We start from the raw sequence: 14,238 nt of genomic DNA, 5'->3' as shown, positions 1-14,238 counted from the left end.
ATAGGACTACTTACTATCATCCTCAAAATAAGACCAATCCACTAACTCAGGCTGCTCATCAAAAGGATTGATGACAATACCTTGAACCTTATCCAACTCGTTTTCACCTGTTGAAGGCTTATAAATTTCTGACAACGGCCACTGCAGAATAGTCCCTTTAGCTTTACGGAAAGGTAGACCAAAAGTCTCGTTTCCGTACCATTTGGCAAAGCTCGTCAAGTTCGTAAATACAGGCACATAGCTCTGTCCCTCTGCATTAGACATGGTTGCAAAAAAGCGATCTTCTTGTCCATCCGTCTCACGCTTATGAACAAAGGCCGGAACAAGATAAATCTTATCTTTAGGGGCTGCCTTTTGATTTTCCTCACTCAAAAGATTATTAAGAGTCTGAGTAAAGTAGTTGATAAATTGAATCAATTCACTGCTTGCAAAAAGAGTGGTGTTCGAAAAATCACCATCGGATTTAAGATTGAAAGCAAGGCCAAAAAGTCCTGCCTCAACGAGCTGCGATAGAATATCTAAACTTGAACGTTTTACCCATGCTTGTTCTCGAGCACTCTCTTGAGTATCTTTAAAGGCTTGCAAATCCTGCTCGCTTGTAAAGACAGGAACAACCCTCTTCCCTTCTACTTCAACCGCATAGAGGTCTTGGGCCGCCAATACTGGAGTACGTTGCAGGTGATTAACCAAAGCCAGACTAGTCAAAAAATGGTCTGGTTCTGTTAAAAATTCTCTCAAGGTTTCATCAAAGACTTGCAATTCTTGATTTTCTGTCATTCTTCTGTTTGTTCTTTCGTTTCTGATTGATCAAATTTTTTCGGTGCTTCCCCACTTTCCTTATGGTGGCGTGGTTTATGATGAGAACGACGGCGGTGACGAGACTCTCTTCCATTTTCTCCGTCCTCAATTTTTTCAGGTTTTGGAAGCAGGGTCTTGATTGAAGCATCAACACGGCCTTTTTCATCGATTTTGATGATTTTAACAGTTACCATATCCCCAACCTTAACCACATCCTCGACATGCTCTGTACGTTTCCAAGCTAATTCTGAAATGTGGACTAAAGCATCGGTTTTATTGAATAGGTGAACAAAAGCACCAAACTTTTCAATACGCACAACTGGTACTGTGTAAACCTCACCAACCTTAGCTTCACGTACAAGATCGGAGATGATTGTTTTAGCACGGTCAATAGCATCCTGATCACTAGAGAAAATTTGAACAAGTCCTTCTTCATCAATATCAATTGTGACACCTGTCTCAGCGATAATCTTATCAATGGTCTCACCACCCTTACCGATGACAACCTTGATCTTGTCAACAGGAATCTGAATACTGTCAATCTTAGGAGCCGTTGGTGCCAATTCTGGACGTGGCTCAGCGATTGCTGACTCAATAACATCAAGAATCTCAAAACGAGCTACTTTTGCCTGAGCCAAAGCCTCTTCGAGAATGGCCGGTGTAATACCCGAAATCTTAATATCCATCTGAAGAGCTGTAATTCCTTGACGTGTACCAGCTACCTTAAAGTCCATATCACCAAAATGATCTTCCAAACCTTGAATGTCGGTTAGAACAGTGTAGTTAGTTCCATCTGAAATAAGACCCATGGCAATCCCTGCAACAGGCGCCTTAATCGGCACCCCACCTGCCATAAGAGCCAAAGTGCCTGCACAAATAGAAGCCTGTGAAGAAGAACCATTTGACTCCAAGACTTCGGCTACCAAACGGATAGCATAAGGAAACTCTTCAACGCTTGGGAGAACTTGAGCAAGGGCACGCTCGCCCAAAGCTCCATGACCAATTTCACGACGGCCTGGTGCACCGTAACGCCCTGTTTCACCTACTGAATACTGAGGAAAATTGTAGTGGTGAAGGAAACGTTTCTTGTATTCTGGGTCCAAACCATCAACAAGTTGTGTATCACTCATAGGAGCCAAGGTCAAGACTGATAAAGCCTGGGTTTGCCCACGTGTAAAGAGACCTGATCCATGAACCTTTGGCAGAAAGTCAATCTCTGCGTCCAAAGGACGAATTTCGTCCACACGACGACCATCGGGACGGACCTTGTCTTCGGTAATGAGACGACGCACTTCAGCATGTTCCATCTGTTCAAGAATTTCTGCCACATCACGTAAGATAGTATCTTTATCGTCATCTTCTGCAAAGCGTTCTTGATAAGATGCGAGGACCTCTTCTTTAACAGCTTGGGTTGCTGCTTCACGCGCTAATTTTTCTTCCACCTGAACAGCATTAGCTAACTGATCATAATAAGCTGTTTCAATTTCAGCCTTCAAATCAGCATCAACTTGGAGCAGTTCAACCTCAGCCTTCTCCTTACCAACAGCCGCAACAATGTAATTTTGGAAATCAACCAACTCTTGAATAGCTTCATGCCCTTTCAAGAGTGCCTGCAACATAATATCCTCTGATAATTCTTGAGCTCCTGATTCCACCATATTAATGGCTTCCTTGGTCCCTGCTACTGTCAAGTCTAAATGCGAAACTTCTTTATCTGCTGCACTTGGGTTGATGATAAAATCTTCCGCTGCATAAGCTACTTGAACCCCAGCAATCGGACCATTAAAAGGAATATCAGAAATAGAAAGTGCTAAAGAACTCCCAAACATAGCTGCCATTGGCGCACTAGCATTTTCGTCATAAGAGAGAACAGTGTTAATGACCTGCACTTCGTTACGAAAGCCCTCCGCAAACATGGGACGAATAGGACGGTCAATAAGACGAGCAGTCAAAGTGGCATCAGTTGAAGGGCGTCCCTCACGCTTGTTAAAACCACCTGGGAACTTTCCAGCCGCATACATTTTCTCTTCATAGTTAACTTGTAAAGGAAAGAAATCTGCCGTTGCCATCTTTTTAGACATGACAGCTGTTGATAATACGGTTGTATCTCCATAACGCACGACAACAGCACCGTTAGCCTGCTTGGCTACCTGTCCCACTTCCACAACAAGCGGGCGTCCTGCAAAGGTCATCTCAAAAGTTTGTTTAGCCATGTTTGATCCCTCTTTTTATCCATAACCAGCCCTACAAAAACGAACTGGTCAACTTTATGTCATTCATTTGATATAACTTCCATTTTACCATATTATAGTCGAAAATGGCAGAGCTTCGGCATAAGTTGTCCCCCAAGCTTTTCTCAGTTCCAGATATTTAGGTGGTTTTGTGATATAATAAACACTCATAAGAGACAGAGGAATGAGTATGAAAAAATTACAACACATCATTATGGTTGCCTTAATCCTAATAGGCTTAGTAACACCTGCCCTAGCACAAGAACAGACTGATGATTTCAATGTTGCTGCTAAACATGCGATTGCTATCGAATCAACTACAGGGAAAGTCCTCTATGAAAAGGACGCTACCACTCCCGATGGTGTTGCTTCAATGACGAAAATCCTAACAGCCTACATGGTCTATAAAGCTATTGATCAAGGTAAAATTACTTGGGATACTGAAGTAGATATCTCAGATTATCCATTCAACTTAACAGTTGATTCAGAAGTTTCAAACGTCCCACTAGACTCTCGAAAATACACTGTCAAACAACTCTTAGATGCCACCCTCATCAGTAGTGCTAACAGCGCAGCAATTGCTCTAGCTGAAAAGATCTCAGGAACAGAGAGTGCTTTTGTAGATACTATGAAGGCCCAATTAAAGAAATGGGGAATTACTGATGCAAAACTGTACAATGCCTCAGGGCTCAATAATAAGTATCTAGGAGATAACCGTTATCCTGGCTCTAAACCAGATGACGAAAATACCATGAGTGCTCTGGATGTTGCGATTATCGCAGACCACCTCATCAAGGACTATCCTCAAGTACTTGACATCACCAAGCAAGGCGTAGTTGATTTTGAAGGTGACAACAAATTAACCACTCATAACTATATGTTGGAAGGTCAAGACAACTACCGTGAAGGGGTTGATGGACTTAAGACCGGAACAACCGAACTCGCAGGAGCATCCTTTGTTGCTCACTCTAATGAAAATGGCATGAGCTTGATTACAGTGGTTATGAACGCTGACAATGATGGGGAGGATGAAGCCGCCCGTTTCACAGCTACCAATGACCTCTTAGATTATGTCGTCCAACACTGGAAGATAAATAAACTCAACACTAAGGGACAAATCGTCAAGAAAAATGATATCAAGGTAGCCGATGGAGTCAGTAAGACCGTCTCTGCTAAACTTGAATCAGACCTTACTGTTGTCCAAAAGATAAATAGCCAAAATGACACTGTTAAAATCAAAGCAAAAACGGTAACAGCACCTATCAAAAGAGGAGATACCATCGGAACAGCAACCTATGATGATAAAGACCTCGTAGGAACAGGATATATCTCTGATCCACCTCAAGTTGCTGTAACAGCCAACCAGTCCATTAAGAAAAGCTTCTTCTTAAAAGTTTGGTGGAATCATATCGTTAATTTCTTTACCGGAAACAAGTAGGCACTGAACTCCCTTTTGATATCAAAAGGGAGTTTTTTTGCCTTATGAATTAATGATGAAATCGTAAAAGCTTCTTCTCAACACCTTAAGTTCCTCTCAAAATGTGGTATAATGAATATCCAAAATACACGAAGGAACAAGCCATGAAGAAACTAATTACGCTTATTATGACCTTCTTACTCTGTCTGGGAAGCGTAGCTCCTGCTTTTGCAGCAGAGAAGAAAAAAGGATTTGACGCCGCAGCCAAGCATGCTATCGCTGTAGAAGCAACTACTGGTAAGATTTTATACGAAAAAGATGCCACTACTTCTACAGGAATTGGTTCTATCACCAAACTCCTAACAGCCTATATGGTTTATCAGGCGGTAGACAAGGGAGAGCTTAAATGGAACACAAAGGTTAATATTTCCGACTATCCCTTTGAATTGACTGTTAGTACTGGAGTTTCCAACATCCCATTAGATGCCAGAAAATACACCGTCAAACAACTACTTGACGCAACTCTTATTTCCAGTGCCAATAGTGCATCCATTGCCCTAGCTGAGGAAATCGGAGGAACAGAAAGTAAATTTGTCGACAAAATGAAAGCCCAACTTAAAAAATGGGGAATCACTGATGCTAAAATTGTCAACGCCTCTGGTCTCAATAATTCCTATTTGGGTGATAATATCTATCCAGGTTCTAAATCTGACGAAGAAAACACCATGAGTGCCAAGGATGTTGCTATCATTGCACAACATGTGATTAAAGAATATCCTGAAATTCTCGACATCACTAAAAAAACAGAAGCCAAATTTGATGGTGTTAATAAACTCAAAACCTTTAACTATATGCTTAAGGGGCAACCTAGTTACCGCAAGGGTGTTGATGGCCTCAAAACAGGTACCACTGATTTGGCCGGAGCTGCCTTCGTAGCCCATTCAAATGAAAGTGGTATGAGTATTATCACAGTCATCATAAATGCTGAGCACACCGATACGGATGACTATGCCCGGTTTACCGCAACCAATGACTTGCTTAACTATGTGGTCTATCATTGGGAAAGCAAGACCATTGCCAAGAAAGGTCAAGACATAAATAAGAGTCAAGCCAATGTCCTTGATGGTAAATCTAAACAGGTACCTGCTGTAGCCAAGTCTGACTTTAATATCATCCAAAAAATAGACGACGACAACACTAAACATATTAAAGTCTCCACCAACCAGATTCAAGCCCCTGTCAAATCAGGAGACAAGTTGGGAACAGCTACCTTTGAAGATAATACCCTTATAGGAGATGGCTACCTACCGGATCAGGGCATGCCTAGCATGGAACTTGTTGCTGGTAAAGAGGTTAAGAAAAGCTTCTTCCTCAAGGTCTGGTGGAATCACTTTGTCACCTTTGTCAACGAGAAACTTTAACCGTTACAGTCGAGCTTTGCTCGACTTTTTCTTTTACACCCGCTTGACTGAAACCTTTACACTCACTTGACTCCCATTGACACAAAAAGACAGATTACAAGCGCAATCTGTCTTTGTTGTTTAGCCTTTACACTACTGTAAAGGTCAATTTATCTTTAGAGCAGCCAATTTTAAGGGTCTGTCCACTCACTACTTGGCCACCTAGTAAGAGCTCAGACAACTTATCCTCCACTTGAGTTTGAATCGCACGACGCAACGGACGAGCACCCATCTCAACATCATAGCCATCTTGAGCTAAATACTTGAGGGCAGCTGGTTGGAATTTCAATTCAATCCCTTTTTCAGCCAAAGCTGATACCAACGGTTTTACCATAATCTTGACAATTTCACGAAGCTGTTCTTCCTCTAGACTATGGAAGACAACCTTCTCATCGATACGGTTGAGAAATTCTGGACGGTAGGCCTTCTTAAGTTCTTCCATGATACGTGCCTGCATGGCTTGATGGTTATGAGAAATGTCTCGAGCACCAAAACCAACAGTTTTGTCATCACGAAGAGCCGTCGCTCCCAAGTTTGAAGTCATGATGATAATGGTATTTGAAAAATCAACTTTACGTCCACGGCTATCTGTCAGAACACCATCATCCAAAACCTGTAAGAGAATATTAAAAATATCAGGGTGAGCTTTTTCGACCTCGTCAAAGAGTAGGACTGAGTAAGGCTTATTGCGAACTTTCTCTGTTAATTCACCACCCTCATCATATCCAACATACCCGGGAGGGGCACCATTAAGACGACTAGCCGCAAATTTTTCCATGTATTCTGACATGTCAAAACGAAGCAAAGCCGACTCATCATCAAAGAGGACTTCTGCCAAAGTTTTAGCCAATTCCGTCTTACCAACACCAGTAGGTCCAAGGAACATGAAGGAACCAATCGGACGTTTTCCAGTACGAATACCTGACTGGTTACGACGAATAGCACGACTAATCGCTGAAACTGCTTCGTCTTGACCAATAACACGTTTGTGAAGCTCAGCTTCAAGATTCAGGTAACGTTTGCTATCTGCCTGAGTCATCTTCTCAACAGGAATACCTGATAGGCGACTAAGGGTTTGCATAATCTGGTCCGTATCCACCAAAGCTGGTTTTGGTAATTTTGCCTTTTGACTAGCCTTATATTGTTTAATAGCAGCTTTCATATCACCAGCTAAAAGTGCTTCATCCAAAGGCGTTATCTCACGTTTGGCTTCTTTTTTGATACGACCTTGAACAGTTGCACTCGCTTCATCTAGAAGGTCAATAGCCGAATCAGGTAAGTTTTTACTCGTCAAATAACGGTGTGCTACCTTGACAGCTGTCTCAACGGCTTTATCAGTGATAGTCACACGATGGTAGACTTCATACGACGAACGCAAGCCTTTTAAAATATCAATAGCTTCAGATACACTTGGCTCCTCAATCGTAATCTTAGCAAAACGACGAGAAAGGGCTGCATCTTTCTCAATATGCTTTTGGTACTCAGCTTGTGTGGTTGCTCCAACCATGTGAAGTGTTCCACGTGCTAGAGCAGGTTTCAAAATATTTGCCGCATCCAAGGTACTATCAATACCAGAACCAGAGCCAATAATCGTATGCAATTCGTCAATAAAGAGAATGATTTTTCCATCAGCTTCAATCTCATCAATGATTTGATTCATACGCTCTTCGAAATCACCACGAAAACGGGTTCCTGCAACCACACTCATCATATCAAGTTCTAAGATACGCATATCAGCTAATTCGAAAGGTACGTCACCCGAAGCAATACGCTGTGCCAAACCAAGGGCAATGGCCGTCTTACCAACACCTGCTTCACCTACAAGAACAGGATTATTCTTCGTTTTACGACTCAAGACCTGAATCATGCGTGAAATTTCTTCGTCACGCCCAATGACTGGATCAAGGGCTCCCGATTCTGCTACTGCAGTCAGATCTTTTGTATAATCTGACAGTTCTCCAGTAGAAGATTGAGGAGGCTGCATCATATTAGCAAAATTTCCAGATGCTTTTGCTTTTTTAGGCTTACGCAGGTCATGAATCGCCTTTAAATCTTGCTTACTAAGACCTGCATAACGCTCCAAAGAACGTCGCAAATCAATAATACGAGGCTTGTCACTGTCATCCTTATATTGAAAACCAGCAACTTCAAGGAGACGGCAAACCATCAAATCCTTATGGAGCAAAAAAGCCATCAAAACATGTTCAGAACCCACCTCTACGGCACCAGTCACCTTAGCAATTCCCTCTGCCTCTTGCAGCATAGCCTCTAAAGCATGTGACTGTGCCCGTAAATCAATAATATCTGATTTGGACAACTCTGTTGGACTCTTCTCCAAAGCCAAGACAGCAGCCGTCTCAATTTCTTCCGCACGAATACGGTCTTCAAAATCAGTAAAGGTTAGGTAGGCTACAGTTCCTGGAACTTCAAGCATAGCTAGAAGCACATGCCAAGTCTCCAGAAAAGGACTACCAAAGCGCTCTGCTTCAAGCTGAGCACGATGGAAAATGGCTTGCATTTTTCTTGAATATGTCGTCATCTAATTTCCTTTTCTATCCAATCTAAGTAAAAGCGAGCGTAAGATACGCGAACGAATTGTAGCAGCGTCCTCACCGAGAATATCATCACTAGCAGTTGCTAAAATCAAATTCCCCTCACGTTCTGTGATAATTTTTTCATCAAATAGCAACTGAATCAAATCCGTAAAAACCTGTTCGCTGAGCTGATCTGCTAAGTTTTGAAGTAGAGCATTGATTCTGTGATGTTTATCAGAGAATCTGACCTTGACGATACGAATATAACCGCCACCACCACGCTTACTCTCAACGATATAACCACGACTCTCTGTAAAACGTGTCTTAATAACATAGTTAATCTGACTCGGTACAACTTGAAAAGTATCTGCTAAATTCGAACGTTGAATCTCAGCAATCCCAGACTGGCCCAGCAATTCTTTAATATATTCTTCTATACTGTCTGATGTATTTCTTGCCATCTTAATTCCTCCAGTCTAATTTGACTATAACTGACTATTATTATACCAAAAATGTCAGCACATGGGAAACTATAGTCTCAAAAAGCTTTTTAAAGTTGTCATTAGAGGTCATATAAGATACAATAAATAAGACAAAATGAAAAGACAACCTAGGTATTCTGCTGAAACAACTTGAACAATCGAAGAAGCTAATCCTCATCCGAACAAGAGCCTTTCACTTTATACCATGGTAATATTCCTCTTACCACTATCGAGAAATACTCACTTCACCTGAGACTTCTCACTAATTTTATTTCCCTATGAAAGGTTATTCATGAAATACATCATTGCATTTTTAATCTCTATGATTCCCCTTGTTGAGCTCCGTGGAGCCGTACCTGTCGCTATTGCCTCAGGTATTCCTTGGTGGCAAGCCCTCATTCTTTGTGTTATCGGGAATATGCTTCCAGTTCCAATTATTTTCTTCTTCGCCCGCCGTGTTCTCGAGTGGGGTGCTGACAAACCTCTTATTGGTGGCTTCTTTACCTGGTGTCTTAAAAAAGGCCACAGTGGGGGGCAAAAGCTTGAAAAAGCCGCTGGAGACAAAGGTATCTTCTGGGCCCTCCTACTCTTTGTGGGTATCCCACTTCCAGGAACAGGCGCTTGGACAGGTACGCTTGCAGCATCCATCCTAGATTGGGACTTTAAACGCAGCGTTTTAGCTGTTATGCTTGGAGTTATCCTTGCAGGTATTATCATGGGAACGCTCTCTCTTCTCCTTGGTGTCAATACCTTCGCTCATTAATATTTTTTACGTCTGGGGAATACTCAGACGTTTTCTATTTACGACAAAAAAGAAGCTACGATTACGTAACTTCTTTTCTTTTTATCTAGCAACTAGAATTAGTTGTTAAGGGCTGCTGCCATTGTAGCTGCAACTTCTGATTCAAAGTCGTTAGATGCTTTTTCGATACCTTCACCAACTTCAAAGCGAACAAATTCTACTACTGAAGCATTTACTGATTCAAGGTAAGCTTCAACCGTTTTGCTGTCGTCCATGATGTAAACTTGAGCAAGAAGAGTGTAAGCTTGGTCAACTTTAGTGTTGTCAAGCAAGAAGCGGTCCATTTTACCTGGGATGATTTTATCCCAGATTTTTTCTGGTTTACCTTCAGCAGCCAACTCAGCTTTGATATCTTCTTCAGCTTGAGCAAGAACAGCATCAGTCAATTGAGCTTTAGAACCAAATTTAAGGTGTGGAAGAGCTGGTTTGTTAACCATTGCACGGCTTTCGTTATCTTGATCAATTGTGTGGTTAAGTTGTGCCAATTCATCTTTAACAAATTGTTCATCCAATTCAGTGTATGAAAGAACAGTTGGTTTCATTGCAGCGATATGCATTGAGATTTGTTTAGCAAGAGCTTCATCTCCACCTTCAAGAACTGTAACAACACCGATACGTCCACCGTTGTGTTGGTAAGCTCCAAAGTGTTGTGCATCTGTTTTTTCAAGCAAAGCAAAACGACGGAATGAAATTTTTTCACCGATAGTAGCTGTTGCAGATACGTATGCAGCTTCAAGAGTTTCACCTGAAGGCATAGTCAAAGCAAGTGCTTCTTCGTTGTTTGCTGGTTTACCCTCAGCGATTACTTTAGCTGTTTCGTTTACCAATTCAACGAATTGAGCATTTTTCGCAACGAAGTCAGTTTCAGCGTTAACTTCAACGACTGCTGCAACATTACCGTGAACATAAACACCAGTCAATCCTTCAGCGGCAACACGGTCAGCTTTCTTAGCTGCTTTAGCCATACCTTTTTCACGAAGCAATTCAATCGCTTTTTCGATATCACCATCAACTTCAACCAATGCTTTTTTAGCGTCCATGACACCAGCACCAGATTTTTCGCGCAATTCTTTAACAAGTTTAGCTGTAATTTCTGCCATTTTGTGTTTTCTCCAAATTTATTTTATCAAACTAAGGGGCAGGGCTGAGCCCCGCCCCTTAGGTGTTTGTCTTATTTTTAGTGGGCATCAAGCCCTAACTAACCTTAAAGATTAGTTGTTGTCACCTTCGACAACTTCAACGATTTCTTCGATTGAATCAGCTGCAGCTGCTTCTTGGAAATCTGCAGAAGCATCTTCACCTTGGTTACCTTCGATGATAGCATCAGCCATTTTAGAAGTGATCAATTTAACGGCACGAATAGCGTCATCGTTAGCTGGGATGATTACATCAATCTCATCTGGATCAGCGTTTGTATCAACCATCGCTACAACTGGAATACCAAGTTTTTTAGCTTCTTTAACAGCGATTTGTTCTTTGTGTGGGTCAACGATGTAGATTACATCTGGAATGCGAGGCATATCTTCGATACCACCCAAGAATTTTTCAAGACGTGCACGTTGTTTGTTAAGAAGTGCAACTTCTTTCTTAGGAAGAACTTCGAAAGTTCCATCAGCTTCCATTTGTTTGATTTCCTTCAAACGAGCGATACGTTTTTGGATAGTATCCCAGTTTGTAAGAGTACCACCCAACCAACGGTGGTTGATGTAGTATTGACCAGCACGAGTAGCTTCTTCAGCAACTGCTTCAGCTGCTTGTTTTTTAGTACCAACGAACAAGATTACTGCATCGTTAGCTGCTGCTTCACGAACAAATTCGTAAGCTGTATCAGCCATTTTTACAGTTTGTTGCAAGTCGATAACGTGGATTCCGTTACGTTCTGTAAAGATGTATTTAGCCATCTTAGGATTCCAGCGACGAGTTTGGTGACCGAAGTGAACACCAGCCTCAAGAAGTTGTTTCATTGAAATTACTGCCATGAGTATTTCTCCTTAAAAATTGTTTTTTTCCTCTTCTAAGCTTTAGACTTGCAGTCCCACCCTGCGGCAACAAGACCACAATCGGCTTAGAATGAGTATTTGTTACTTTACGCAACTATAGTAGTTTATCAAAAAAAGTGACATTTGACAAGCTATAAAATCACTATCCATTAGCAGAGCATCCCCTCCTTATAAAATGTAATCGTTTCCTTTGAGATTCGAAAATATTTCGTTTATAATTAGGCTATCAAAAATAGAGGAGGACATTATTTTGTCATTAGTCGGAAAAGAAATTATTGAATTCTCAGCACAAGCTTATCACAATGGAGAATTCATCACTGTTACAGATGAAGATGTTAAAGGAAAATGGGCTGTTTTCTGCTTCTATCCTGCAGATTTTTCATTTGTTTGCCCAACTGAACTCGGTGACCTTCAAGAGCAATATGAAACACTTAAATCTCTTGATGTAGAGATTTACTCTGTCTCTACAGATACTCACTTTGTTCACAAAGCTTGGCATGATGACTCAGATGTTGTTGGAACTATCACTTATCCTATGATTGGAGATCCTTCACATCTCATCTCTCAAGGTTTTGATGTTCTTGGTCAAGATGGTCTTGCACAACGTGGAACATTCATCGTTGATCCAGATGGCGTTATCCAAATGATGGAAATTAACGCTGATGGTATCGGACGCGACGCAAGCACTCTTATTGATAAAGTTCGTGCTGCTCAATATATTCGCCAACATCCAGGTGAAGTTTGTCCAGCCAAATGGAAAGAAGGAGCTGAAACATTGACTCCTAGCTTGGATCTTGTAGGTAAAATTTAACAACCAGGGGGTATAGTATCCATGGTCTTAGATAAAGAAATCAAGGCTCAATTAGCACAATATTTAAATTTACTAGAATCTGATATTGTATTACAAACCGATTTGGGAGATGACGATAATTCTCGAAAAGTAAAAGACTTTCTAGATGAAATTGCCGCTATGTCCAATCTTATTAGTCTTGAACCAGCTCATTTCAAACGTCAACCTAGCTTTGGGATTGCACAGAAAGGGCAACAAAGTCGTATTATTTTCTCTGGCCTACCGATGGGGCACGAATTTACGTCTTTCATTTTAGCTCTTTTGCAAGTTTCTGGTCGTCCACCAAAAGTTGATGAGGATATTATTGAACGCATCAAAAAGATTGACAAAACTATCAATCTTGAAACTTATGTTTCACTAACATGCCATAATTGTCCAGACGTCGTTCAAGCCTTTAATATAATGGCTGTTTTGAACCCAAATATCACCCACACTATGATTGAAGGTGGTATGTATCAAGATGAAGTCAAAGCCAAAGGTATCATGTCTGTTCCTACAGTTTACAAAGACCAAGAAGAATTTACATCTGGTCGTGCAACCATTGAACAGCTTGTAGAAAAATTGGATGGTCCACTTGATGCTGATGCTTTTGCCGATAAAGGGGTCTATGATGTCTTGGTCATTGGTGGGGGTCCTGCTGGAAACAGTGCTGCAATTTATGCTGCCCGCAAAGGACTAAAAACTGGTCTTTTAGCAGAAACCTTTGGTGGACAAGTTATTGAGACAGTCGGTATTGAAAACATGATTGGTACGCTATATACAGAAGGTCCTAAGTTAATGGCCCAAGTTGAAGAGCATACGAAATCTTACAATGTTGATATCATCAAAAGTCAATTAGCTACTGGTATTGAGAAGAAAGAACTCATTGAAGTCACACTAGCTAATGGTGCTGTTCTACAGGCTAAAACTGCTATTCTAGCCCTAGGAGCCAAATGGCGTAATATCAACGTTCCTGGTGAAGATGAATTCCGTAACAAAGGGGTTACTTACTGTCCACACTGCGATGGTCCTCTATTTGAAGGAAAAGATGTTGCTGTTATCGGTGGTGGTAACTCAGGTTTGGAAGCCGCTTTGGATTTAGCGGGTATTACTAAACACGTTACGGTCTTAGAGTTCTTACCTGAACTAAAGGCAGACCAAGTTTTACAAGAACGTGCTGCTAAAACTGATAATCTAACCATTCTTAAAAATGTTGCAACCAAAGAAATCGTTGGTCAAGATCATGTGACTGGTTTGAATTATGTTGAGCGTGATACAAATGAAGAAAAACATCTTGATCTTGAAGGTGTCTTTGTTCAAATTGGTCTTGTACCAAGTACTGCTTGGCTCAAAGATAGTGGCATTGAACTCAATGAACGCCAAGAAATTGTCGTTGATAAATTTGGTTCAACAAACATCCCTGGCATTTTTGCTGCAGGTGACTGTACTGATAGCGCCTACAAGCAAATCATTATCTCCATGGGATCTGGCGCTACAGCAGCTATTGGTGCATTTGATTACTTGATTAGACAATAATCAAAACTTACGTGTTAGTAATCTGTCTGCAACAGTTATAATTACTATAAAGAGGTTGACTAAATTTCAGCCTCTTTTTCTACCATTTGTCAAGTATAATACGGTTTCTGACTCAACATTATTTCTGATAGAGTATAAAAGGAATTTAT

11 protein-coding genes are annotated in these 14,238 nt (G+C 41.1%); 5 read left to right on the top strand and 6 right to left on the bottom strand.

Going from position 1 to position 14,238, the window contains the following annotated elements:
• Positions 1-6: 6 nt before the first annotated feature.
• Both QRD39_RS08905 and pnp read right to left on the bottom strand, forming a co-directional pair.
• A complete protein-coding gene (locus QRD39_RS08905) occupies positions 7-777 on the bottom strand; it encodes an SseB family protein (protein WP_002888305.1) in 771 nt (256 codons plus the stop codon).
• Positions 774-3,011, bottom strand: a complete 2,238-nt coding sequence (gene pnp / locus QRD39_RS08900) for a polyribonucleotide nucleotidyltransferase (RefSeq protein WP_285956273.1) — start codon at positions 3,009-3,011, stop codon at positions 774-776. The genes QRD39_RS08905 and pnp overlap by 4 nt, the downstream gene beginning before the upstream one ends.
• Before the next feature lie 208 nt (positions 3,012-3,219).
• Here pnp and pbp3 (QRD39_RS08895) point away from each other — a divergent pair, with 208 nt between their 5' ends.
• Both pbp3 (QRD39_RS08895) and pbp3 (QRD39_RS08890) read left to right on the top strand, forming a co-directional pair.
• Positions 3,220-4,467 (top strand): D-alanyl-D-alanine carboxypeptidase PBP3, encoded by a 1,248-nt coding sequence (pbp3, locus tag QRD39_RS08895; RefSeq protein ID WP_285956272.1) that lies wholly within the window; start codon positions 3,220-3,222, stop codon positions 4,465-4,467.
• A gap of 143 nt (positions 4,468-4,610) precedes the next feature.
• The gene (gene pbp3 / locus QRD39_RS08890; RefSeq protein ID WP_285956271.1) at positions 4,611-5,867 is read left to right on the top strand and encodes a D-alanyl-D-alanine carboxypeptidase PBP3; all 1,257 of its coding nucleotides are present in this window, start codon (positions 4,611-4,613) and stop codon (positions 5,865-5,867) included.
• A 127-nt stretch (positions 5,868-5,994) separates the two neighbouring features.
• Here the strand turns inward: pbp3 (QRD39_RS08890) and QRD39_RS08885 are convergent, their stop codons facing one another.
• Together QRD39_RS08885 and QRD39_RS08880 are read right to left on the bottom strand one after the other, a co-directional pair.
• Positions 5,995-8,445, bottom strand: coding sequence for an ATP-dependent Clp protease ATP-binding subunit (locus QRD39_RS08885; protein ID WP_285956270.1), 2,451 nt, complete (start codon positions 8,443-8,445; stop codon positions 5,995-5,997).
• Positions 8,446-8,901 carry a CtsR family transcriptional regulator gene (locus QRD39_RS08880; RefSeq protein WP_008536227.1) on the bottom strand — a complete coding sequence of 152 codons (456 nt, stop codon included), beginning with the start codon at positions 8,899-8,901 and terminating at the stop codon, positions 8,446-8,448.
• 313 nt (positions 8,902-9,214) lie between these two features.
• Here QRD39_RS08880 and QRD39_RS08875 point away from each other — a divergent pair, with 313 nt between their 5' ends.
• Positions 9,215-9,685: a COG2426 family protein gene (locus QRD39_RS08875; protein ID WP_002888314.1), complete on the top strand. Its 471-nt coding sequence runs from the start codon at positions 9,215-9,217 to the stop codon at positions 9,683-9,685.
• A gap of 98 nt (positions 9,686-9,783) precedes the next feature.
• On the opposite strand, the gene tsf is transcribed toward QRD39_RS08875, so the two are convergent.
• Both tsf and rpsB read right to left on the bottom strand, forming a co-directional pair.
• A complete protein-coding gene (gene tsf, locus QRD39_RS08870; protein ID WP_008536226.1) occupies positions 9,784-10,824 on the bottom strand; it encodes a translation elongation factor Ts in 1,041 nt (346 codons plus the stop codon).
• A gap of 111 nt (positions 10,825-10,935) precedes the next feature.
• The gene (rpsB, locus tag QRD39_RS08865; protein WP_002886342.1) at positions 10,936-11,703 is read right to left on the bottom strand and encodes a 30S ribosomal protein S2; all 768 of its coding nucleotides are present in this window, start codon (positions 11,701-11,703) and stop codon (positions 10,936-10,938) included.
• 271 nt (positions 11,704-11,974) lie between these two features.
• Here rpsB and ahpC point away from each other — a divergent pair, with 271 nt between their 5' ends.
• Positions 11,975-12,535 carry an alkyl hydroperoxide reductase subunit C gene (gene ahpC, locus QRD39_RS08860; protein ID WP_285956269.1) on the top strand — a complete coding sequence of 187 codons (561 nt, stop codon included), beginning with the start codon at positions 11,975-11,977 and terminating at the stop codon, positions 12,533-12,535.
• 21 nt (positions 12,536-12,556) lie between these two features.
• Positions 12,557-14,089 (top strand): alkyl hydroperoxide reductase subunit F, encoded by a 1,533-nt coding sequence (gene ahpF / locus QRD39_RS08855; RefSeq protein WP_285956268.1) that lies wholly within the window; start codon positions 12,557-12,559, stop codon positions 14,087-14,089.
• Positions 14,090-14,238: the final 149 nt, after the last annotated feature.

This window comes from Streptococcus raffinosi (assembly GCF_030284685.1).
Taxonomy (GTDB): Bacteria; Bacillota; Bacilli; order Lactobacillales; family Streptococcaceae; genus Streptococcus; species Streptococcus raffinosi.
Note: the sequence above shows the minus strand (reverse complement) of the source record. Positions and strands in the feature narration are given on the sequence as shown.

What these genes read in the sequence shown, in the direction of transcription:
- QRD39_RS08905 (WP_002888305.1), bottom strand. Translation starts at nt 777, where the DNA reads ATGACAGAAAATCAAGAATTGCAAGTCTTTGATGAAACCTTGAGAGAA.
- pnp (WP_285956273.1), bottom strand. Translation starts at nt 3,011, where the DNA reads ATGGCTAAACAAACTTTTGAGATGACCTTTGCAGGACGCCCGCTTGTT.
- pbp3 (WP_285956272.1), top strand. Translation starts at nt 3,220, where the DNA reads ATGAAAAAATTACAACACATCATTATGGTTGCCTTAATCCTAATAGGC.
- pbp3 (WP_285956271.1), top strand. Translation starts at nt 4,611, where the DNA reads ATGAAGAAACTAATTACGCTTATTATGACCTTCTTACTCTGTCTGGGA.
- QRD39_RS08885 (WP_285956270.1), bottom strand. Translation starts at nt 8,445, where the DNA reads ATGACGACATATTCAAGAAAAATGCAAGCCATTTTCCATCGTGCTCAG.
- QRD39_RS08880 (WP_008536227.1), bottom strand. Translation starts at nt 8,901, where the DNA reads ATGGCAAGAAATACATCAGACAGTATAGAAGAATATATTAAAGAATTG.
- QRD39_RS08875 (WP_002888314.1), top strand. Translation starts at nt 9,215, where the DNA reads ATGAAATACATCATTGCATTTTTAATCTCTATGATTCCCCTTGTTGAG.
- tsf (WP_008536226.1), bottom strand. Translation starts at nt 10,824, where the DNA reads ATGGCAGAAATTACAGCTAAACTTGTTAAAGAATTGCGCGAAAAATCT.
- rpsB (WP_002886342.1), bottom strand. Translation starts at nt 11,703, where the DNA reads ATGGCAGTAATTTCAATGAAACAACTTCTTGAGGCTGGTGTTCACTTC.
- ahpF (WP_285956268.1), top strand. Translation starts at nt 12,557, where the DNA reads ATGGTCTTAGATAAAGAAATCAAGGCTCAATTAGCACAATATTTAAAT.